At 64.0% G+C, this 22,447-nt stretch carries 20 protein-coding genes; 10 read left to right on the forward strand and 10 right to left on the reverse strand.

What is annotated here, in order from left to right:
* Positions 1 to 95 (forward strand): formate--tetrahydrofolate ligase (locus tag RFN30_RS19625; protein WP_182576241.1); only part of this gene is annotated, 95 nt, incomplete at its 5' end.
* Between the two features lie 309 nt (positions 96 to 404).
* Here the strand turns inward: RFN30_RS19625 and RFN30_RS19630 are convergent.
* The 9 genes from RFN30_RS19630 to RFN30_RS19670 all read right to left on the reverse strand — a co-directional run bounded on the left by RFN30_RS19630 (position 405) and on the right by RFN30_RS19670 (position 11,257).
* Positions 405 to 1,034 (reverse strand): sarcosine oxidase subunit gamma, encoded by a 630-nt coding sequence (locus RFN30_RS19630; RefSeq protein WP_320263737.1) that lies wholly within the window; start codon positions 1,032 to 1,034, stop codon positions 405 to 407.
* Positions 1,027 to 4,035 carry a sarcosine oxidase subunit alpha gene (locus tag RFN30_RS19635; RefSeq protein WP_320263964.1) on the reverse strand — a complete coding sequence of 1,003 codons (3,009 nt, stop codon included), beginning with the start codon at positions 4,033 to 4,035 and terminating at the stop codon, positions 1,027 to 1,029. The genes RFN30_RS19630 and RFN30_RS19635 overlap by 8 nt, the downstream gene beginning before the upstream one ends.
* A 47-nt stretch (positions 4,036 to 4,082) precedes the next feature.
* On the reverse strand, positions 4,083 to 4,391 hold the full coding sequence (locus RFN30_RS19640; protein ID WP_320263738.1) for a sarcosine oxidase subunit delta: 309 nt from the start codon (positions 4,389 to 4,391) through the stop codon (positions 4,083 to 4,085).
* Between the two features lie 16 nt (positions 4,392 to 4,407).
* Positions 4,408 to 5,661 (reverse strand): sarcosine oxidase subunit beta family protein, encoded by a 1,254-nt coding sequence (locus RFN30_RS19645; RefSeq protein WP_320263739.1) that lies wholly within the window; start codon positions 5,659 to 5,661, stop codon positions 4,408 to 4,410.
* A gap of 84 nt (positions 5,662 to 5,745) precedes the next feature.
* On the reverse strand, positions 5,746 to 7,089 hold the full coding sequence (gene glnT, locus RFN30_RS19650) for a type III glutamate--ammonia ligase (protein WP_320263740.1): 1,344 nt from the start codon (positions 7,087 to 7,089) through the stop codon (positions 5,746 to 5,748).
* Between the two features lie 32 nt (positions 7,090 to 7,121).
* A complete protein-coding gene (locus RFN30_RS19655) occupies positions 7,122 to 8,450 on the reverse strand; it encodes an FMN-binding glutamate synthase family protein (RefSeq protein WP_320263741.1) in 1,329 nt (442 codons plus the stop codon).
* 8 nt (positions 8,451 to 8,458) lie between these two features.
* A complete protein-coding gene (locus RFN30_RS19660; RefSeq protein WP_320263742.1) occupies positions 8,459 to 9,196 on the reverse strand; it encodes a GltB/FmdC/FwdC-like GXGXG domain-containing protein in 738 nt (245 codons plus the stop codon).
* A 5-nt stretch (positions 9,197 to 9,201) separates the two neighbouring features.
* Positions 9,202 to 10,101: a class II glutamine amidotransferase gene (locus tag RFN30_RS19665; RefSeq protein ID WP_320263743.1), complete on the reverse strand. Its 900-nt coding sequence runs from the start codon at positions 10,099 to 10,101 to the stop codon at positions 9,202 to 9,204.
* 430 nt (positions 10,102 to 10,531) lie between these two features.
* Positions 10,532 to 11,257: a helix-turn-helix domain-containing protein gene (locus RFN30_RS19670; protein WP_320263744.1), complete on the reverse strand. Its 726-nt coding sequence runs from the start codon at positions 11,255 to 11,257 to the stop codon at positions 10,532 to 10,534.
* A 380-nt stretch (positions 11,258 to 11,637) separates the two neighbouring features.
* On the opposite strand from RFN30_RS19670, the gene RFN30_RS19675 reads away from it, so the two are divergent.
* Complete coding sequence (locus tag RFN30_RS19675) at positions 11,638 to 12,651, forward strand: putative sugar O-methyltransferase (protein ID WP_320263745.1); 1,014 nt, start codon at positions 11,638 to 11,640, stop codon at positions 12,649 to 12,651.
* 201 nt (positions 12,652 to 12,852) lie between these two features.
* Here the strand turns inward: RFN30_RS19675 and RFN30_RS19680 are convergent, their stop codons facing one another.
* On the reverse strand, positions 12,853 to 13,530 hold the full coding sequence (locus RFN30_RS19680; RefSeq protein WP_320263746.1) for a GntR family transcriptional regulator: 678 nt from the start codon (positions 13,528 to 13,530) through the stop codon (positions 12,853 to 12,855).
* Between the two features lie 139 nt (positions 13,531 to 13,669).
* Here RFN30_RS19680 and RFN30_RS19685 point away from each other — a divergent pair, with 139 nt between their 5' ends.
* The 8 genes from RFN30_RS19685 (at position 13,670) to RFN30_RS19720 (ending at position 22,438) form a co-directional block, all read left to right on the forward strand.
* On the forward strand, positions 13,670 to 14,257 hold the full coding sequence (locus RFN30_RS19685; RefSeq protein ID WP_320263747.1) for an amino acid synthesis family protein: 588 nt from the start codon (positions 13,670 to 13,672) through the stop codon (positions 14,255 to 14,257).
* Positions 14,250 to 16,049: an alpha/beta fold hydrolase gene (locus tag RFN30_RS19690; RefSeq protein WP_320263748.1), complete on the forward strand. Its 1,800-nt coding sequence runs from the start codon at positions 14,250 to 14,252 to the stop codon at positions 16,047 to 16,049. The genes RFN30_RS19685 and RFN30_RS19690 overlap by 8 nt, the downstream gene beginning before the upstream one ends.
* Positions 16,046 to 17,083, forward strand: a complete 1,038-nt coding sequence (locus RFN30_RS19695; protein ID WP_320263749.1) for an LLM class flavin-dependent oxidoreductase — start codon at positions 16,046 to 16,048, stop codon at positions 17,081 to 17,083. Before RFN30_RS19690 ends, RFN30_RS19695 begins: the two co-directional genes overlap by 4 nt.
* Positions 17,084 to 17,093: 10 nt before the next feature.
* The gene (locus tag RFN30_RS19700; protein ID WP_320263750.1) at positions 17,094 to 18,569 is read left to right on the forward strand and encodes an aldehyde dehydrogenase; all 1,476 of its coding nucleotides are present in this window, start codon (positions 17,094 to 17,096) and stop codon (positions 18,567 to 18,569) included.
* A 66-nt stretch (positions 18,570 to 18,635) separates the two neighbouring features.
* Positions 18,636 to 19,640 (forward strand): ABC transporter substrate-binding protein, encoded by a 1,005-nt coding sequence (locus RFN30_RS19705; RefSeq protein ID WP_320263751.1) that lies wholly within the window; start codon positions 18,636 to 18,638, stop codon positions 19,638 to 19,640.
* Between the two features lie 59 nt (positions 19,641 to 19,699).
* Complete coding sequence (locus RFN30_RS19710; protein ID WP_320263752.1) at positions 19,700 to 20,560, forward strand: ABC transporter permease; 861 nt, start codon at positions 19,700 to 19,702, stop codon at positions 20,558 to 20,560.
* Between the two features lies 1 nt (position 20,561).
* Positions 20,562 to 21,362, forward strand: coding sequence for an ABC transporter permease (locus RFN30_RS19715; RefSeq protein ID WP_320263753.1), 801 nt, complete (start codon positions 20,562 to 20,564; stop codon positions 21,360 to 21,362).
* Entirely contained in the window at positions 21,359 to 22,438 is a 1,080-nt protein-coding gene (locus RFN30_RS19720) for an ABC transporter ATP-binding protein (protein WP_320263754.1), read from the forward strand. Before RFN30_RS19715 ends, RFN30_RS19720 begins: the two co-directional genes overlap by 4 nt.
* Positions 22,439 to 22,447 lie beyond the last annotated feature (9 nt).

Here is a 22,447-nt window from a genome sequence, read left to right on the forward strand (position 1 = left end):
GCGGCGAGATCATGACCATGCCCGGCCTGCCCAAGGCCCCGTCCTCGGAAAAGATCTTCCTCAACGAGCAGGGTCAGATCGAAGGCCTGTTCTGAGGAAATCCGTACTCCCCAAGACGCTAGACCACGGAGCGCCCTTCAAGTCTTGGCACATCGTGCCAAGACTTTCTTTTTTGAGCGGTTGCCAGGATGCCCGCTAGTCCAAAGCACGCCGCGCTGAAACGGGTTCAGGCGACGCGCTTTAAGTCTTCGTTTTTATGTATGTCGTTTTCGCAAAACCGCTGCGCAGTTTTACGCGGCATGCATGTCAAGCAGTGACAGCGCCGCTGCGCGGTCAATGCGCAGCGGCGAACAGCCACGTCGAAACGGGTTTTGTCTCGGTAAAGGTGCGATCGGCTCGGCAGACTATGCGGCGTGAGCCAACGACGCCTGAACCCCATACTCAAGGGCGGAGTCCAGGATCGTATGCCAAAGGCTGTCGGCGAAGCTGGTGAAGACAAGCATGTTGAAGATGGCGTGCCCGTCCGTGCTATCCGCCCCGCGCCATATATTCATCGCCGTGTGGTCGATCGAGGTTGTCGCTGCGGCGCCCGGAGGGAACGCCCTGTCATCCAGATCCAGCGAACAAAACTTCGCCAGCGCCTGACGGACGCGGGGTCCGCCAATCCGGATCAGGCAGCGCCCATCTGACTGGTCGGAGAGCGACGCGACGCCGGCGAAGGCCTCTGACAATTTGACAAATTGATCCTCTGCCGATCGCGCAGAAAAGGCGATGAACTGGTCCGGGCCCGACCAGATCAGCGTAGCGTGCCGGCCCACTGCGGCACTGGGAGAGGTCGGAGGCTGGATGCCGAACACCTTCTTGGCTGCCTTCGCGGTCTCGGCCGCTCTGCCACGCCGCGTCATGACCTGAACCAGGCTGATGTCGCGCACCTCCTCCAGCGTAACGCCCACTTGCGGACCGGTCACGCCGTGGTGACCAGGGACGAGCGCGCTCTCCAGCGGCGATTGGGTGTTCCAGGAAAATTCAGCCACGCTGGCGTACTCCTTCTGGATCGTAGAAGACGGGGCTGCAGATCTCGGCCTCATAGTCCTCGCTCCGCAGGGGATCATGGATGCGGACGATCTCACCAATTCGCTCGCGCCCGCGTTCGACCAGACCAAGGCCGATCCATTGGTCAAGCATCGGCGAGAAGCAGACCGATGTGACGTAGCCTTGGTCTGTTTGCGGACCTGGGATCGCCCCTTTGGGTATGACGTGTGCGCCAGAGCGCAGGCGGCGTCCTCGGTCGAGCGGCTTTATGCCGACGACAACCTGGCGGTTCGGGGCCGTCAACGCCTCGCGCCCAGCCATCACGCGACCGACAAAATCCTTCTTCTTCGACATCATCTTGCCGAGGCCGAGATCATCGGCCGTGGTTGTGCCGTTGAGCTCGGGGCCGGCGACATGCCCCTTCTCGATGCGCATGACGCCGAGCGCTTCGGTGCCGTAGGGCGTCACGCCGTAGGGCTTGCCGGCTATCATCAGGTTCTCGGCCATCGCCGCGCCGTAGCGGGCCGGCACCGAAATCTCGAAGGCCATTTCGCCGGAGAACGAGATGCGGAAAAGGCGAGCGGTCACGCCTCCCCGCAGCTTGACCTCGCGGACGCCCATGAACGGGAAGCCCTCATTGGTCAGATCCTCCGACGGGTCGACCAGAGCCTGCAGCAGTTTGCGCGTGTTCGGGCCTGCGATGGAGAATTGCGCCCACTGGTCGGTGGCACTGGTCAGCTGCACGTCGAGTTCCGGAAACAGCACCTGCCGGCAGAATTCGAGATGCTGCATGACCGGACCGGCCTTGGCCGTGGTCGTCGTCAGGAAGTAGTGGTCTTCGGCCAGACGGGAGGTCGTGCCGTCGTCCATGACGATGCCGTCTTCGCGCAGCATCAGGCCATAACGCGCCTTGCCCACCGCGAGCGACGAAAAAGCATTGATATAGACACGATCAAGGAAGACGCCGGCGTCTGCTCCGCGCACGTCGACCTTGCCGAGCGTCGAGACGTCGCAGAAACCGACACCGTTGCGCACGGCTTTGACTTCGCGGGTCACCGATTCCAGCCAGTCCTTCTCGCCGGCGCGCGGGTACCACTGCGCGCGCTTCCACAGCCCGGTGTCGACGAACACCGCGCCCTGTCTCGCGGCCCAATGGTGCGACGGCGTCAGCCGCGTGGCATGGAAATTCTCGTCGCGATGGTGGCCGGCGAACGCGCCTATGGCGACGGGCGCGTATGGTGGCCGGTAGATTGTCGTGCCGGTCTCGGGAATGGTGCGACCGCTGGCTTCCGCCATGATGGCGAGGCCATTGATGTTGGACGTCTTGCCCTGGTCGGTAGCCATGCCAAGCGTGGTGTAGCGCTTCAGATGCTCGACGCTTTCAAAGCCTTCCCGCTGGGCCAGGGTCACGTCGGACGCTGTAACGTCGTGCTGGAAGTCGACGAACGCCTTGCCCTTGCCTTTGACATGCCAGAGCGGCGCTATGGCATAGGCCTCATCTTCGGCTGTCGATGCCTCGCCCGGGTTCCCGGCGGCACCGCATTCGGACGCCGCCTTGGCGCCCGCGGCATGTCCGTCGCGAAGGCAGGCGCCGAGCGAGAAATCGCCGTTGGCGGCACCGGCCATGGTCATCCCTATTGGCGCCTCGCCCGGCACGAAGGCCGCGATATCCTCGCGCCAGACTGGCTTGCCGCGGTGGAAGCAAGACAGACCCACATTCGGGTTCCACCCTCCCGAAACGGCAAGGCAGTCCGTATCGATACGCTGCGTCCGGCCGTTCTTGTCTGTCACGGCGATGCCGCGCACGCCGTCGACACCGCCCTTGACGTCGGATACGACCCCGGCCAGCACACGCAGATCGTAAGTATCGACGAGCCTGCCGTATTGCGACGGCGCCTCGCCGCGGGGATCGACCACCGCTGCGATCTCCGCTCCGGCCCGATGGATAGCCTCGACGGTACGCCAGCCGTCATCATTGTTGGTGAACACCGCCACGCGCCTGCCCGGCAGAGCCGCGAAACGATTGACATAGGTGCGGACGGCGGATGCCATCATCACGCCCGGCCGATCGTTGCCCGGGAAGACAACCGGCCGCTCGATCGCCCCCGCAGTCACCACGGAACGCTTGGCGGCAATGCGCCAGAGCCGCTGCCGGACCTGGTGCGGACCCGGCGTCGGGACGTTGTCGCTGACGCGCTCGAGCGCGGCGTAGGTGCCGCCGTCATAGACGCCGAACAGGGCCGTCCTGGTCATCACCCGGACATTGGGCAGAGAAGCGAGTTCGCGGCTCGCGCGACGCAGCCATTCCCTGGCGTCCAGGCCATCGATCTCGCCGCCGTCGCTGAGCAAGCGACCGCCGAGCAAGGTATCTTCCTCAACGAGAATGACGCGCGACCCGGCGCGGCCCGCGGCAAGCGCCGCAGACAGGCCCGCGGGCCCACCCCCGACGACGAGCACGTCGCAATGGGCCCAGGCCTTGTCGTAATGGTCCGGATCAGGCAGTTCGGCGCTCTTGCCGAGACCAGCGGCGCGGCGAATCATCGGCTCGTAGATCGACTCCCAGAACTTCGCCGGCCACATGAATGTCTTGTAGTAGAAGCCGGCGACGAAGATCGGTGCGAACAACTGGTTGACCGACATGAAGTCTCGACGCAGCGACGGCCAGCGGTTCTGGCTGTTCGCGATCAAGCCGTCATAGAGTTCCTGCGTGGTCGCTCGCGTGTTCGGCTCGCGCCGGGCACCGGGGCGCATCTCGACGAGCGCGCTCGGCTCCTCCGACCCGGCCGTGACGATGCCGCGCGGGCGATGGTACTTGAACGAACGCCCCACCAGCTTGACGCCGTTGGCGATGAGCGCGGAAGCCAACGTGTCGCCGGCAAAACCGGTCATGGCCTTGCCGTCGAAGGAGAACCGCAGCGGTGACTGGCGGTCGATCATGCCGTCGTTGCGCAGCCGGTGCGATTGGCTGGCGGGCGTGACGCTCGCGCGGACGTTGGCCTCCATCGGCGCGGTCCTGGCGAGAGGTTCGGATTGGGAATAGCCCGACATGGTCATTCTCCTGCCCGCGCCGCCAAGGCAGCGCCCGCGCCCGGAGCCGCCGTCACGGAAATAAACTCATGGGTCACGGTATTGCGCTCGGCTACAAGCCACGAACGGCAGCCGCCGCCGTGATACCAATATTCGCGCATGACGCCCGCCAGGTTGTCGCGCAGGTAGACGTAGTCGTAGAAGGCATCCTCGACACGTTCGGGACTCTCCCCGCCATCGACGGCGAAGTTGGGCCGCTCGGGCGAGGCATCGCCAAGATAGGTGAACTCGCCATTCTCGCGTTCACCGCAGAAAGGACATGCAATACGCATTCCGCCAGTCTCGCTTTCAGTGGAGGTTCGGCTGGGCGCCCTGGCCCTTTTCGTCGATCATCGCGCCGCGGCGGAACCGGTCGAGCCGAAACAGCGCTGCTTCGGGATGTGGTTCGTCGCGCGCAAGAAGATGAGCGAAGACCAGTCCCGATGCCGGCGTCGCCTTGAAGCCGCCATAGCACCAGCCCGCGTTGAGGTAGAGGCCGTCCACCGGCGTCTTGTCGATGATCGGCGTGCCGTCCATCGACATGTCCATGATGCCGCCCCACTGCCGCAGCATGCGCACGCGGCCGATCATCGGCATGATGGCCATGCCGCCCTCGCAGACATCCTCCATGACGGGCATGTTGCCGCGCTGGGCGTAGGAATTGTAGCCGTCGAGATCGCCGCCGAAGACCAGCCCGCCTTTATCCGACTGGCTGACATAGAAGTGGCCGGCACCGAAAGTGATGACGCCCGGGATGAGCGGCTTGATAGCCTCGGAGACAAAGGCCTGCAGCACGTGGCTTTCGATCGGAAGCTTCATGCCGGCCATCGCGGCGACCCGCGACGAAGAACCGGCGACCGCCATGCCGACCTTGCCAGCGCCGATCCTGCCGCGCGAGGTCTCGACACCGGTCACCTTGCCGTTGGCGTCGCGCACGAAACCGGTGACCTCGCAATTCTGAATGATGTCGACGCCGCCTTCACTGGCGGCACGCGCATAACCCCAGACGACGGCATCATGGCGGGCGGTGCCTGCGCGCCGCTGCAAGAGACCGCCCATGATGGGGAAGCGGGCATTGTTGTAGTTCAGGAACGGCAGTTCCTTGCGGATCTGCTCGGCGTCGAGCAGCTCGGCATCGATGCCGTTGATGCGCATCGTGTTGCCGCGCCGCGCGAAGGCGTCGCGCTGCGCATCGGAGTGATAAAGGTTGATGATGCCGCGCTGGCTGACCATCGTGTTGTAGTTGAGGTCCTGCTCCATGCGCTCCCACAGCTTCATCGACAATTCGTAGAAGCCGGTATTGCCGGGAAGGCCGTAATTCGAGCGGATGATGGTGGTGTTGCGGCCGGCATTGCCGGAGCCGATCCAGCCCTTTTCCAGTACGGCGACATTGCGGATGCCGTACTCGTGAGCGAGGAAATAGGCCGTCGCCAGTCCGTGGCCGCCACCGCCGATAATGACCACGTCGTAGCGGCTCTTGGGTGCCGGGTCACGCCACGCCCGCGTCCATCCTTTGTGGCCGGACAGCGCCGCCTTGGCGAGTGAAAAGATCGAATATTTCATCGCATGTATTCCGGCGAAAAAGTCACGTCTTGCGGGTCAGCGCCCGATCGGAAAATCGGGCGCCGACCCTTAGCTGGCTACCGGTTAGACATCCAGCGTGTGATCACGCTCCCACTGGGTGAAGTGCGAGGCGTAGGAGTTCCACTCCTGGGTCTTCAGCTTGATGTAGGCAGAGGAAAACTCCTCGCCCATCGCCGCCTTCAATTCGGCGTCATCGTCATAGGCACGAAGCGCATCGAGCAGATTGAGCGGGAGCTTGGCGCCGTGCGTGACGGTATGTCCGTCCTTGTACATGTCGATGTCGCTGCGCTGGCCCGGATCCGCCTTGGTGCGGATGCCGCTGAGGCCGGCAGCGATGATGGCCGCCTGCATCAAGTAAGGGTTGGCGGCACCATCCGGAAGGCGCAATTCGAAGCGGCCGGGGCCGGGCACACGCACCATGTGGGTCCGGTTGTTGCCGGTCCAGGTCACCGTGTTCGGCGCCCAAGTCGCGCCGGAAACGGTGCGCGGTGCGTTGATGCGCTTGTAGGAATTCACCGTCGGATTGGTGATCGCCGCCAGCGCCGAGGCGTGCTTCATGATGCCGCCCAGGAAGTGCCTGCCCTTTTCCGACAGACCCAACTCCATGTCCTTGTCGGCGAAAGCATTGGTCTTGCCGCCGAGATCCCATACCGAGATGTGGGCATGGCAACCGCTGCCGGTGAGGCCCTGGAAGGGCTTCGGCATGAAGGTCGCGCGCAGGCCGTGCTTTTCGGCGATCGACTTGACCATGAACTTGAAGAAGGAATGCTTGTCGGCCGTGGCCAGAACGTCGTCGAAGGCCCAGTTCATTTCGAACTGGCCGTTCGCATCCTCATGGTCGTTCTGGTAGGGCTGCCAGCCAAGGTCGAGCATGGCGTCGCAGATTTCGGCGATGACGTCATAGCGGCGCATCACGGCCTGCTGGTCGTAGCAGGATTTGGACGCCGTATCGTATTCGTCGCTGATGTGCTTGCCGTCGGGCGTCACAAGGAAGAATTCCGGCTCGACGCCGGTCTTGACGCGCATACCCTCCTTGGCGGCTTCGGCAACGAGCCGCTTCAGGGTGTTGCGCGGCGCCTGGGCGACGCCCTTGCCTTCCATCAGGCAGTCGGAAGCAAGCCAGGCGACTTCCGGCTTCCACGGCAGCTGTATCACCGACGAAGGGTCTGGCACCGCCAGCATGTCGGGATGCGCGGGGGTCAGGTCAAGCCAGGTCGCGAAGCCGGCAAAGCCAGCACCCTCCTTCTGCATGTCTGCGATAGCCTGCGCCGGCACCAGCTTCGCGCGCTGGCCGCCGAACAGATCCGTATACGAGACCATGAAGTACTTGACGTTGCGAGCCCTTGCGAACTCCTGGAGATCAGCCCCCTCAGACTGATCGATTTTGGCTTCAAAGGCCTTGTTCATTGTCTACTGCTCCCATTCTTCCGGTTTTGTTTTTAGAAGCCGCCCTGCCCTGGTACCCAGCTCGTCCCCGCGAGCGGCACACCGGCCATGGCCGCTGCTTCGATCGAAAGGGCGCAGAGGTCTTCCGGCTCGAGATTGTGCAGGTGATTTTTGCCACAGGCGCGGGCAATCGTCTGCGCCTCGAGCGTCATCACCTTTAGGTAGTTCGCCAGTCGCCGCCCGGCGACGACCGGGTCGACGCGCTTCATCAGCTCGGGATCCTGTGTGGTGATGCCCGCCGGATCCTTGCCCTCATGCCAGTCGTCATAGGCGCCGGCGGTCGTGCCGAGCTTTTGGTATTCGTCCTCCCAGCGCGGATCATTGTCGCCGAGCGCAATCAACGCCGCGGTGCCAATCGATACGGCATCGGCGCCAAGCGCGAGCGCCTTGGCCACATCCGCGCCGTTGCGGATGCCGCCGGACACGATGAGCTGCACCTTGCGATGCATGCCGAGGTCCTGCAGGGCCTTCACCGCCGGCCTGATGCAGGCGAGCGTCGGCTGGCCGACATGTTCGATGAATACTTCCTGGGTGGCGGCCGTACCGCCTTGCATGCCATCGAGCACCACGACGTCGGCTCCGGCCTTTACTGCAAGCGCTGTGTCGTAGTAGGGCCGCGCGCCGCCGACCTTGACATAGATCGGCTTTTCCCAGTCGGTGATCTCGCGAATTTCGAGGATCTTGATCTCGAGGTCGTCGGGACCGGTCCAATCCGGGTGACGACAGGCCGAGCGCTGATCGATGCCCTTCGGCAGCGTGCGCATTTCGGCGACGCGATCGGAGATCTTCTGGCCGAGCAGCATGCCGCCACCACCCGGCTTGGCGCCCTGGCCAACGACGATCTCGATGGCGTCGGCGCGGCGAAGGTCACGCGGGTTCATCCCGTAGCGCGACGGCAGGTATTGATAGACCAGCGTTTTGGAATGGCCGCGCTCCTCTTCGGTCATGCCGCCGTCGCCGGTGGTCGTCGAGGTGCCGGCGATGGTTGCGCCACGCCCGAGCGCTTCCTTGGCGGGGCCGGAGAGCGAGCCGAAACTCATGCCCGCAATCGTGATCGGGATCTTCAGTTCGATCGGTTTTTTGGCATGGCGCGAGCCCAGCACCACGCTGGTGTCGCAGCGCTCGCGATAGCCTTCCAGCGGATAGCGCGAGATCGAGGCACCGAGGAAGAGCAGGTCGTCGAAATGCGGGACCTTGCGCTTCGCGCCGGAGCCACGAATGTCGTAAATGCCGGTTGCCGCCGCGCGTCGGATTTCCGACATCGCGTACTCATCGAAGGTCGCTGACTTGCGCGGCGTCGTCGGAGGATTGTGGTAGGTCATGTTCGCCCTCAGTATGCGTCAGCGTTGTCGATGTTGAAATTGTAGAGCGTGCGGGCCGAGCCGTAGCGGGTGAACTCTTCCGGCTTGGCATCCTTGATGCCGGCACGATCGAGCAGATCCTGCAGGAGCGCAATGTGCTCGGGACGCATCTCCTTTTTGATGCAGTCCGCGCCCAGGCTCTTGACCTTGCCACGCACGAACAGCCGCGCCTCATAGATCGAGTCGCCGAGCGCATCGCCGGCGTCGCCCAGCACCACCAGGTTGCCCGACTGGGCCATGAAGGCCGACATATGGCCGATATTGCCACGCACAACGATGTTGATGCCCTTCATCGAGATGCCGCAGCGCGACGAGGCATTGCCCTCGATGACGAGAAGGCCTCCGCGACCGGTGGCGCCGGCATACTGGCTGGCGTCGCCTTTGACCACGATCGAGCCCGACATCATGTTCTCGCCGACGCCCGGGCCTACAGAGCCGTGCACGGTGATGGCGCCGCCGGCATTCATGCCGCCGCAGTAATAGCCGACATTGCCCCGGACATCGATGGTGACCGGTTGGTCGACGCCGACGGCGACCGAATGACTGCCTTTCGGGTTGAGCACCTCCCAGGCGGTCTCATTCGAGCCCGGAGCGAGATTGTGCAGCGCATGGTTCAGCTCGCGCAGCGAATTTTCGCCGAGGTCGAAGACGCGCTGCGCGAAGTTCACTTCGCGCGATGGCGCTGTCGCAACGTTCGAAATATTCATGATCCTCAATGCTCCCAGAAATAGACAGTGGACGGCTCCGGCTCCCAGACCCTGGCTTCCTCAATGCCAGGCAGATTGGCCAAGGCGCGGTATTCCGAACCGAAAGCGACATACTGGTCGGTCTCGGCCATCACGGCGGGCTTGCATGCGATCGGATCGCGGACCACGCCGAAGCCGTTCTTGGTGCCGACCACGAAGGTGAAGAAGCCGTCGAGGTCGTCGAGGCTGCTCTGCAGCGCCTCGCCGAGATTCTGGCCGTGGGCGATCTTGGACGAGAGATAGGCGGCCGCGACTTCGGTGTCGTTCTCGGTCTCGAAACGCATGCCGTCGCGGATCAGCTCACGGCGAAGATTGTTATGGTTCGACAGCGAGCCGTTGTGCACGAGGCACTGGTCCGGGCCGGTCGAGAAGGGATGCGCGCCCAGGGTGGTTACGGCGGATTCGGTCGCCATGCGCGTGTGGCCGATGCCGTGGCTGCCGGTCATCTTGGTCAAGTCGAACCGCTTGACCACATCGGCCGGCAGGCCGACTTCCTTGTAGATTTCTATCGCCTCGCCGGCACCCATGACACGCACATTCGGGCGCAGTTCGGCGATCGCGGCGCGGGCTTCGTCGAGCTTGCCGGCGGGGATGTCGAGGACGGCGTGGGTCGACTTCACCGTCGACGAAACCATGGTTCCGATCTTCTTGCCAAGCTCGGCTTCGAGACCCGGGAAATCCGCCGCGGGAGCCGCAGACTGGATGGTGATCTTGGCACGCCCCTTTCCTGCTGCGCCGTCATAAATGGCTATGCCGGCGCTGTCGGGACCGCGGTCGGTCAATGAGACCAGCATTTCCGACAGAAGGGCGCCCAGCCGCGGCTCAAGTGATTTGTCTTTCAGAAAGAGTCCAACAATCCCACACATCCCGGTCACCTCGATTGATTGTTACCTGCTGCAATGCGTAGCAGGTTCCCAATCGCAATTCAACTGTCATGAATTTTTTTTTCCTGTAGAAAAACATTGCCGCTTCAGATGGAAGGAGGTCCGGGCAATCCTTTTCAGTGGCCGCAGGTTCGGCCGGGCACGCTCGGCATGTCGGTGCGGGGGCCGCCACGTCAGGTGTCGAGGAAGCCGCGGAAATTCAAGCGCCCGGCGGCGGTCGTCCGGATGCTCAAAGGCGTCGACTTGATGGCCAGTCGAGGCGCAACACCGCGCGTCCTCTTGGATCCGCAAGGGACGCCAAAAGTGTCTTGATTTTGCGCGTGACGTTTTCCGAACTGCCGGCTGGAGTCATTCGCCAGTCGCAGAGTTCAAGGCGAGCAATACCGCGGGAAATCGCTTCTGGCGGGCTCCATCAGCCTTTTCCGCGCCCGCGGGCATAGGAGATGATCGACAGGTATCGGATCGGCAAGTGCGTCAGTTCTTCGGGGCCGTGCGGCGCATCGGCATCGAAGAACAGACTGTCGCCCGGGGTCATGCGGTAGAGATTGCTGCCATGGCGGTAAACCACCTCGCCTTCCAGCATGTAGAGGAACTCCATGCCATCATGCTGAAAGGTCGGGAAGACGTCGGAGTCTTCAGTCAGCGTAATGAGGTAGGGTTCGACAACAACGCCGGTATCCGAACCGATATGGCCCAGCAACGTATACTGATGTCCGGCGCGCGTGCCACGCCGTTCCACGTCCACACCCGATCCGGCCTTGACGAAGACGGCCTTGCGCTCTTCCTCGAAGCTGCGGAAGAACGCGGTAAGCGGCACCCCGAGCGCGTGCGACAACAACTTCAGCGTGGTCAATGACGGCGAGGTGATGCCATTCTCGATTTTGGACAGCATGCCGAGTGAGAGGCCTGTGGTCACGGCAAGGTCGGCGACGGTAATGCCGAGCTTCTTGCGAAAGGCGCGGACCTCGTGGCCAATCGCGACCTCGAGCACGTTCTCGCGCATATCGCGAACCGCGTGGGGATCCTGAACGAAGGGGGTGCTGCTGCTGCGCGGCAACGCGCTAACTGTCGCTGCACCCGATGATTTGACGGGAGCCGGCGACCTGCCGTTTTTGCTTGCTGCTTGAGTCTTCGCCATGTCGTTTGCCGCCCGCTGATTCCATTTTATTTACTAACAGTAAACATTTTCGACACGAGGCACAACCGCGGATATTCTGGCGATAGATCGCAAGCACCCAGAATGGCCCGGCAAGCGGGTGGCTTAAGCGGGCTATCAGATCGGCGGTGTTTGTAGGTCAGCGACATTGATACACCGTGGGCCGTTTCCCGGAACGACGTCGCCAGCAGACAGGCGCACCGGCTGCGCAGCAAGCCGCCGCATGGCGGCATTGACAAGCATACGGGTAAAGCCCAGGACCAAGTCCATGGCGTTTACTTTTCCAAGGTCGCGGAAGTTGTGCTTTCTGCTCTGTTGAAGCATTGTCTTGGCTGCGCGGGGAGATTGCGCGGGGTGGGGGAATGACTGAAAGCTTCCGTGCGACGCTGCATTCGATGGTCGACGAGATGAAGGCGGCACCCGAAGTGATGCAGCCTTCGAAATTCTGGCAGGACTTGAACCGGCGGCATGCCGAGCGCACAACGTCGGCCGGAATCGCGAATTTCAAACGCACGCTGGCCAAGGACTATTTCACCTGGATGCGGGTTCTGCCTTGGGATCCTCAAATCCGTTTCCTGGTCGGCCACCTTCCGCTCGTAGCTTCAATCCGGGCCGCGCTTGGAGTCGTAACTCCGTTCAAGCACCGCCATATTCCGTTGCCCGAGGGCTTCGCCCTGAACTTTCTCACCCGACTCGTCTGGCAATATGCCCAGCAGGAATATCCGGAAGAAATTGCGGCCCTGTCGGAGCCATCAGTCGGCAATCCGCCGGAAATTCGCATCGGCGGAAGGCTCGTTTCTCAGGATCTTGCCAATTCAATCCTGGAATATAAATCGATCGAGTCGGCCGTGACGGGAACTGTCTGCGAGCTCGGTGGCGGCTACGGTCGAACAGCGTTCGTCATTGCCTCGCTGCATCCGACCGTCAGGTACATCATGGTCGACATCCCGCCTGCTCTCGGGGTCGCCCAGGAATATCTCTGCCAACTGTTTCCGGACAGGAAGCACTTCCGCTTTCGTCCCTTCGACAATTTTGAAACGGTTCGAGAGGAATTCGAGGCATCCGCGCTCGCCTTTCTGCTGCCTCATCAACTTGCGCTTCTGCCTGATTCCACCGTCGACCTGTTCATCAACATCTCATCCCTGCACGAAATGCGGCTCGACCAGATCGAATATTATCTGTCGGAGATCTACCGCCTTGTTCGTCCGGGAGGACACTTTTACCTCAAGGCCTGGAAGGTCTCGAAGATACCATTCGAAGAAATCGTCATACGGGAGAGCGACTATCCGTTGGAACGTTGGGACCGAGTATATCGCCGGTCCCCGAAGGTACAGTCGAGCTTCTTTGAAACCTTACTTCGAAAACCCAGGATTTGACGCGGGCGCTCGGTCACGAGGCCACCGCGTATTGCCTCAACATCGGCTGCAATCAGCTGGCCGCGTCGAACCTGGTGTCCCTCGGTCACCGCATCGGCTTTGAGCGCTCCTGCTTGGAGCAGGTAGCGACGGACCGCTCTAACTATTTGTTTTTACGCAATTCCGGACGGAAAACCGTTACACACTTTTCCTGGATTTGCTCTAGAGAGGGTCAAGGCGCAGTTTGTCCCGCGCGATCTTCCAGGCGGATTCGACATGCCGCCGAGCCGCGGCTTCGGCCTCCTCCGGCTTGCGCGCCCGGATCGCATCCATGATCGCGTTCATCTCGGCGATCGCCGGCTCGCGCCGGTTCGCCGAGGCGATCGTCATCGAGCGCAGCTGGTTGATGCGCACGTTGAGCCCGCTGACGATCTCCCAGGCGACGCGCTTGTCCGCGGCCTCGAACAGCGCCTCGTAGAATTTCGTCGTCGCGCGCATCACCGCCGGCGGCTTGCCCGAGGCCCAGGCTTCGAAGAGCTCTCCGAGGGCATGATCCAGTATCGCCAGTTGTCCATTGGTCGCCGTTTGCGCGCAGGCGCGCGCCGCGATCCCTTCGAGCAGGGCTCTGAGCTCATAGATCTCGTCGGTGCGGCCGAGATCCGGCTTGGCCACTGCCGGACCGTGGCCGGGGATCATCTGCACGAGACCCTCAGCCTCCAATTGCCGCAGAACCTCGCGCACAACCGAGCGGCTGACGCCGAGCTGGTCGCACAGCGGCCGCTCGACCAGCCTTTCGCCGGGCTGGAAGTGAAAATCCATGATGGCCTCGCGCATACGTTCGAGAGCCAATGTTCTCAAAGTTTTGGCGCTGCGATCGATGCGAAGCGTGTCGTCCTGCATGCCCTTGCTCCCTGCGCTGGCCACGAAAACAGATTCCATGGCCGGTTGACAAGGTATTTGGTGCTCCATAGTATGGTATACCATAATACGATATAGGAAATCGCGCGCTTTTCTCACGCGTCGCCCGAAAGAGGTTTCCATGCAGCCAGCCATTCGCAAGCTAGTCACCTACAGCGAGAACACGCTGATCGAAGGCGGCAAGGCAGCACCCAGGCCGCTGCGTCTGATCGGCGTCGCCGCGGTGCTGACGAACCCCTGGGCGGGTCTCGGCTTCACAGAGGACCTCTCGCCCGAGATCCGCGCCTGCGCGCCGGTGCTTGGAGAAATCCTGACCCGCGAGATCATCGCCGCCGCCGGTTCGGGCGAGGCGATCGAAGGCTACGGCAAGGCTGCCATCTGCGGCACGTCTGGCGAGATCGAGCACGCCTCCGCGCTGATCCACACGCTGCATTTCGGCAACCATTATCGCCGGGCCGTCGGCGCCAAGACCTATCTCGCCTTCACCAACCTGCGCGGCGGGCCGAACACGCCGATCATGATCCCGCTGATGGACAAGAACGACGAAGGCCGGCGCTCGCATTATCTGACGGTGCATTTCCAGATCGGCGACGCACCCGCACCGGACGAGCTGGTGGTGGCGCTCGGCGCCTCGATCGGCGGCCGGCCGCATCATCGCATCGGCGACCGCTACCAGGACCTCAAGGAAGTGGGCGACCTGCATGGCTGATGTCGCCGCACGTGAATGGACACGGGCCGCCGCGCCGGACGGCACCAGCTTCATCCGCGCCGGATCGGGCGCGCCGGTGCTTCTCATTCACGGCGTCGGCATGAACGCGGCGATCTGGCAGCCGCAGATCGAGCGGATGGCCGATCGCTGGCACGTCATCGCCATCGACACGCTCGGTCACGGCCGTTCGCCGCTGCCGCCGCAGGCGCCGGAACTGGCCGACTATGCCAGGCAGGCGATCCGGCTGCTCGATCATCTCGGCCTCAAAAGCGTGTCGGTCGTCGGTCACTCGATGGGCGCGCTCGTCGCGCAGGAGCTTGCGCTGCTCGCGCCGGAGCGCGTCGACCGCATCGTCTCGCTCAACGCCGTGTTTCGCCGCCCGCCTGAGCTCGCCGAAGCCGTTCGCGAGCGGGCCGCGGCGCTCACCGGTCGCGGCGACGCGGCAGGTGCCGCGCAGACCATTGCGCGCTGGTTCGGCGATCCTGTTCCGGCCGAGCTCATGGCGGCGGCTGCGAAGACGGCGGCGGCGTTGGGCGAGGTCGACCCCGAAGGCTATGCCCGCACCTACCGCCTGTTCGCCCGCGCCGACAGCGATCACGCAGACCGCCTGCAGACCTTGGCCATGCCTGCCTTGTTCATCGCAGGCTCGCAGGACAAGAATTCCTCGCCGGCAATGTCGGCCGCCATGGCCAGGCTTGCGCCGCATGGCCGCTGCACCGTGCTCTCAGGTCAGAGGCACATGATGGCGGTGGCGGCGCCCGATCTCATCACACGCCACATCGTCGATTTCCTCAACGAAGGTGAAAGCCTGGAGCAAGGCGATGGAGCCCCGGCGGATGCCGGCTTCGACAGCGGCGAGTTCCGCCGCGCGCTAGGTTCCTTCCTGACCGGCGTCACCATCGTCACCACGATCGGGCCGGAAGGCGAGCCGCGCGGCTTCACCGCCAATTCCTTCACCTCGGTGTCGCTCGATCCGCCGCTGGTGCTGGTCTGCATTGCCCACAAGGCGCTCGGGCATCCGGTGTTCGCGACATCGAAGAGCTTCGCCATCAACGTCTTGAACGAAAGCCAGAAAACAGCCTCCGGCATCTTCGCCTCGAAGGCAGCGGATAAATTCGCCTCGGTCGACTGGCGCCCGGGGCAGACCGGTAGTCCGATGCTCGACGGCTCGGTGGCAACCTTCGACTGCGACATGGAGCGGCTGGTCGAGGCGGGCGATCATTCGATCCTCATCGGCCGCGTCCGCGACTTCCAGCACAATTCCGCGCAGCCGCTCGGCTATTGCCGCGGCGCCTACATCACGCCCGGCCTCAGCCAGGAGGCACTGGCCGCCGCCCAGCCCGGCACCGATGTCGGCGCCATCCTGGAGAACGGAGGCCGTATCCTGTTCCTGGAAACGGCGGACGGCTTCCTCGAACTGCCGCGCGGCCGGGGATTGGGCTCGGCAAGCGACGGCAAGAGCCTCAACGGGCTTCTGGCCGCAAAGGCCATCGAGGCGCAGCTCGGCTTCCTCTACGCCGTCTGGGACGATGCTGGAAATCAGTCGCGCACGCATGTCTACTATCGCGGCACGTTCGACGTGCCGGCCTCCAGCGATCGCGGCATCCGGCTGATCGACATCGACGCGATCGGCGGCTTGCAGATCGCCGATCCGGCGATCCGCTCGATGCTGGCGCGCTATGTGCGCGAATGCGCCGAGGATGTGTTCGGCGTCTATGTCGGCAACGAGGTCGAAGGCCAGGTGCGGCCGCTCGCCAGGACCGCCGCCTTCAATACAGGTGACCAGGGATGAAGTTCTCGCTCTTCGTGCATATGGAACGCTCGGACCTCGCCAAGCCGCATTCGGAATTGCTGAGCGAGCTGGGTGAGCTGGTGCTGCTGGCGGAGGAGGCAGGCTTCGAGACCGCCTGGATCGGCGAGCATCATGGGATGGAATTCACCATCTCGCCCAATCCGTTCATCAACATCGCTTACCTGGCGGGCAAGACCAGCCGCATCCGCCTCGGCACGGGAACCATCATCGCGCCGTTCTGGCACCCGATCAAGCTCGCCGGCGAGGCGGCAATGACCGATGTCATCACCGGCGGCCGGCTGGATGTCGGCATCGCGCGCGGCGCCTACAGCTACGAATACCAGCGCGTCTTTCCGGGGCTCGACGCCTGGGGCGCCGGCCAGCGCATGCGCGAGATCATCCCGGCAATCCGCGGCCTCTGGGACGGCGATTTCGAGCTCGCGGGCGAATTCTGGCAGTTCCCCTCGACCACCTCCTCGCCCAAGCCGCTGCAGAAGCCCTACCCGCCGATCTGGGTGGCGGCACGCGATCCGAACTCGCACGACTTTGCGGTGGCCAACCAATGCAACGTGCAGGTCACGCCTCTGGCCTCCGGCGACGACGAGGTGGCGAGCCTGATGGAGCGCTTCAACACCGCCTGCGCCGCCCATCCCGAAATCCCGCGCCCCGAGATCATGCTTTTGATGCACACTTTCGTCGCCGAGGACGCGGCCGATGCCGACCGGCTGAGCCAGGATCTGTCGAGCTTCTACTGCCAATTCGGCGCCTGGTTCCAGAATAAGAAGCCGGTGCACCAGGGCATATTGGAGCCGCTCACCGCCGACGAGATTGCCGCCATGCCGCAATATGCGGCGGACAAGATGCGCCAGAACCTGGTGATCGGCGAAGCGGACGAAGTGATCGCGCGGCTGAAGGCCTACGAGGCGCTCGGCTACGACCAGTATTCGATCTGGATCGACAGCGGCCTTTCGCACGAACGCAAGAAGAAATCGCTGCAACTGTTCATCGACCGGGTGATGCCGGCCTTTCTCTGATCGCGAGCCCATGACCGACGCTCTCTTCAGGAATTTCATCGACGGCCGCTTCGACGAGCCGTCGGCAAGCTTCGACAGCGTCGATCCGTCGACGGGCGCGCCATGGGCGAAGATGCCGGCGGCGAGCGAAGCCGATGTCGACCGCGCCGTCGAGGCGGCGCACCGCGCGTTGCGCTCCGGCCATTGGCGGACGATGACTGCGACCGCCCGTGGAAAACTGCTGGTCAGGCTCGGCGACCTCGTCGCCGCCAATGCCGGACGCCTGGCCGAGTTGGAGACGCGCGACACCGGCAAGATCATCCGCGAGACCCGTGCGCAGATCGCCTATGTCGGCGACTACTACCGCTACTATGGCGGGCTCGCCGACAAGCACGAAGGCGCGCATGTGCCGATCGACAAGGCGGATCTCGACGTCACCATCCGTCGCGAGCCGATCGGCGTCGTTGCCGCGGTGGTGCCGTGGAACTCGCAGCTCTTCCTTTCGGCCGTCAAGCTCGGCCCGGCGCTGGCCGCGGGCTGCACGGTGGTGCTCAAGGCTTCCGAGGACGGCCCGGCGCCGCTGCTCGCCTTCGCCGAGCTGGTCAGCGAAGCCGGCTTTCCGGCCGGCGCTGTCAACATCCTCACCGGCTTCGGGCAGGAGTGCGGACGGCGCCTGACCAGCCATCCGCTGGTCTCGCGCGTCGCCTTCACCGGCGGTCCGTCGACGGCGCGCGCCATCGTCAGGAACACGGCGGAGAACCTCGCCTACACAACGCTCGAGCTTGGCGGCAAGAGCCCCGTCGTCGTCTTCGCCGATGCCGATCTCGACAGCGCCGCCAACGCGGTCGTCGCCGGCATCTTCGCGGCGACGGGACAGAGCTGTGTCGCCGGCTCGCGCCTGCTCATCGAGCGCTCGGCGAAGCAAGAATTCCTCGACCGCCTGAAGCGCAAGGCCGAAGCGATCCGCATCGGCGACCCGCAGGATCCGGCCACTGAAATGGGGCCGCTCGCGACCGCGCGCCAGCGCGATCGGATCGAAAGCATTGTTGCCGATAGCCTGGCCGACGGCGGCCGGCTGATCACCGGCGGCGCGCGCCCCAAAGACAGGACGGATGGATTCTACTACGCGCCGACGATCATTGAGGCCTCGGATCAGGCCCTAGCCTGCGTACGCGAGGAGCTGTTCGGTCCGGTGCTCAGCGTGCTTTCCTTCGACACCGAGGCCGAGGCGCTGGCTTTAGCCAACGACACGCCCTTCGGCCTCGCCTCCGGCGTCTTCACCTCAAATCTCGGCAAGGCGCACCGCATGGCGCGCGACATCCATGCCGGCGTCGTCTGGGTCAACACCTACCGCGCCGTGTCGCCGCTCGTCCCCTTTGGCGGCTACGGCCTGTCGGGCCTCGGCCGGGAGGGCGGGCTGGACGCCATCCGCGATTACACGCGCTCGAAATCGGTCTGGATCAAGACCTCGGACGAGCCGATCCCCGATCCCTTCGTCATGCGCTGAGAACGGCATGGCGAGGGTGCACTGACAAGAACAAGAAACGGAACAGAGAAATCAGAGGAGAATGACATGAAACTGATCTTAGCCGGCGTCCTCGCCGGGCTGCTTTCGGCGACCGCCGCCAAGGCCGATGAAATGGTGTTCACCAGTTGGGGCGGCACCACGCAGGAAGCGCAGACCAAGTCCTGGGCGGAGCCGTTCGCGGCAAGCTCCGGCATCAAGGTGCTGCAGGATGGCCCGACCGACTACGGCAAACTGAAGGCCATGGTCGATGCCAAGAACGTCACCTGGGACGTCGTCGACGTCGAGATGGACTTCGCCATCAAGGCCGCCAAGGACGGGCTGCTCGAGCCGATCGACTTCACGGTCGTGCCCAAAGACGGCCTAGACCCGCGCTTCAGCAACGAACAGGCCGTCGGCAGTTTCTACTATTCCTTCGTGCTGGCCTGGAACAAAGGCGCCGTCTCCGGCGAACCGGCAAGCTGGGCCGACATGTTCGACACCAAGAAGTTTCCCGGCAAACGAACCTTCTACAAATGGTCGGCACCGGGCGTGATCGAGATCGCGCTTCTGGCCGACGGCGTGCCGGCCGACAAGCTCTATCCGCTCGACCTCGACCGCGCCTTCAAGAAGCTCGACACGATCAAGTCGGACATCGTCTGGTGGGGCGGCGGCGCGGAGTCGCAGCAGCTGATCGCTTCCGGCGAGGCGGTCTTCGGCCAGCTCTGGAACGGCCGCGTCTTCGCGCTGGAAAAGGACGGCGCCGATGTCGGCGTCTCGTGGAACCAGAACCTCACCGCCGCCGACGTTCTCGTCGTGCCGAAGGGCGCCAAGAACAAGGACAGCGCCATGAAGTTCCTCGCCACTGCCAGCAGCCCGACCGGCCAGGCGAAATTCGCCGAAGCGAGCGGCTACGCGCCGATCAACACCAAGGCCAAGGCCGAGATGGCCGCGGACGTCGTCAAGGGCCTGCCCGACGCCCATGTCGACGGCCAGATCAACCTCGACATGAACTACTGGGCCGAGCATCGCGACGAGATCGCCACGCGCTGGTACGCCTGGCAGACCAAGTAGCCGCCACGACAGGAGCGGGGCGCGGGCGACCGCGTCCCGCTTGAAACACGGGTCGTTCCATGACGGGAAACGCTTTCAGACGCCAGTCCATCGCCGGCCTGCCGGCCGGCAGCGCCGGTGGCTTGCCGGCGCTCACCCTGGTCGGCCTGTTCTTCATCGTGCCGGTGGTCGCGCTCTTGCTGCGCAGCGTCACCGATCCCGAGCCCGGGCTGCAGAACTACGCCGCGCTGTTCGGCAGCGGCACCTATGTGCGGGTGTTCCTCAACACTTTCCTGGTGGCTGCCGTGGTCACCGCCGTGACCATCGTTGTGGCGTTTCCGGTCGCGTGGATGCTGGCAATCATGCCGCCGGCGCTCGGCTCGATCGTCTTCGGCATCATCATCCTGTCGATGTGGACCAACCTTCTCACCCGCACCTATGCGTGGATGGTGCTTTTGCAGCGCACCGGGGTCATCAACAGGGCGCTGATGAGGCTCGGCGTCATCCATGAGCCGCTGCCGCTCATCAACAACCTGACCGGCGTCACCATCGGCATGGTCTACATCATGCTGCCCTTCATGATCCTGCCGCTGGTCGGCACGCTGCGCGCGATCGATCCGATGACGCTGCGCGCCGCCGCCCTGTGCGGCGCGAGCCCGTTTCAAGCGTTCCGCCGCATCCTGCTGCCACTGTCGCTCCCCGGCATCGCCGCCGGCGGGTTGATGGTCTTCGTCATGTCGCTCGGCTATTTCGTGACGCCTGCCCTGCTTGGCGGCACGTCGAACATGATGCTCGCCGAGATGATCGCCCAGACCGTGCAGTCGCTGCTCAACTGGGGGCTCGGAAGTGCCGCCGCCTTCGTGCTGCTCATCGTCACCATGGCGCTCTACGCGATCCAGCTGCGCATGGTCGGCGCCAGGCGCCTCGGCGGAGGGCTCTGACATGCTGCTCGACTACGACCGGCTCGGATGGCTGCGTGCGGGGCTTGCCGGCTTCACCGCGCTGGTCGCCGCTTTCCTCCTGCTGCCGGTGGTCTTCATCATCCTTTTGTCGTTCGGCTCGTCGCGCTGGCTGGCGTTTCCGCCACCCGGCTGGACGCTGAAATGGTATCAGGAACTGCTTGCCGACCCGGCCTGGATCGACGCCGCGCTGACCAGCGCCAAGATTGCCGCCATGGCCGCCATCCTCGCAGTGCTGATCGGCCTGCTCGCCTCCTTCAGCCTGGTCAGGGGCGAGTTTCGCGGACGCCAGTTCCTACGCGGCCTGCTGCTGACGCCGATGGTGCTGCCGGTCGTGGTCTTCGCCATCGCCATCTATGCCTTCTTCCTGCGCATCGGGCTCGCCGGCACCACGGTCGGCTTCGTCATCGCTCACACCATCCTGGCGCTGCCCTTCGCCATCATTCCGATCGCCACCGCGCTCGAAGGTTTCGACAAATCCATCGAGGACGCGGCGATCGTCTGCGGCGCCAGCCCGCTGCAGGCAAGGCTCAGGATCACCCTGCCTTCGATCCGCATCGGCATCTTCTCGGCGGCGATCTTTTCCTTCCTCGCCTCGTGGGACGAGGTGGTGGTGGCGATCTTCATGGCGAGCCCGACGCTGCAGACCTTGCCGGTCAAGATCTGGGGCAGCCTGCGCGCCGATCTGAGCCCTGTCGTCGCCGCCGCCTCCAGCCTGCTCGTCGGCCTGACGCTCGCCCTGATGATCGTGACCGCACTCCTTCGCAGAAGACTGTCCAGATGACCCAGCCATTCCTGTCCATTCGCGCGGTGAGAAAGGCGTTCGGCGCCTTCGTCGCCGTCCATGACGTCACCATCGATGTGCCCAAGGGCGAATTCCTGACCTTCCTCGGCCCGTCCGGATCCGGCAAGTCGACGACGCTTTATGCGATCGCCGGTTTCCAGGACCCGACCTCCGGCGACGTGCTTTTGGAAGACAAATCGCTCCTTGCGGTGCCCTCGCACAAGCGCAACATCGGTATGGTCTTCCAGCGCTACACCCTGTTCCCACACCTGAGCGTTGCCGAGAACGTCGCCTTTCCGCTGCGCGTGCGCGGGCGACCGGACAGCGAGGTGAAGCGCAAGGTCGCCGACATGCTGGCGCTGGTGCGTCTGGAAAGCTTCGCGGGCCGCTATCCCGGCGCGCTGTCCGGCGGCCAGCAGCAGCGCGTGGCGCTTGCCCGCGCGCTTGCCTACGATCCGCCGATCCTCTTGATGGACGAGCCGCTGTCGGCGCTCGACAAGAAACTGCGCCAGGAAATCCAGGCCGAGATCCGCCGCATCCACCGCGAGACGGGCGTCACCATCCTCTACGTCACGCACGACCAGGAGGAGGCCCTCCACCTTTCCGACCGCATTGCGCTCTTCAAGGAAGGACGCATCGAGCAGGTCGGCACCGGTGAGGACCTTTATCTGAGGCCCGCAAGCGAGTTCGTGGCCGGCTTCATCGGCAATTCAAATTTCCTGCCGGCGGAGCATCTCGAAACCGAGAACGGCACGGCCAAGATACGGCTGGCAGACGGCTCGATCATCAAGGGCGTGAAAGCGACACATGCGCTTGGCCGCGGCCAGAAGGCCAGGCTGATGGTGCGGCCGGAAGCGTTCCGCCTGACGCCCATGGAGGGAAACGCATCACTTGCCGTCGAGATCGTCGACACGGCCTTCTTCGGCGACCGCCGGCGCGTCATGGCCCGCACCGGGTCGGGCGACGAGATCGACGTCAGGCCGACTTCGGATACCGCCGAACCGGGCCGCGCCGACGCCGCTGCGGGCCGGCAGATCTTCTTCGATCCCGCCACGGCATTCCTGTTCCCGGCCTAAAATCCGGTC

Source organism: Mesorhizobium dulcispinae, assembly GCF_033977345.1.
In the GTDB taxonomy this organism is placed as follows: Bacteria; Pseudomonadota; Alphaproteobacteria; order Rhizobiales; family Rhizobiaceae; genus Mesorhizobium; species Mesorhizobium dulcispinae.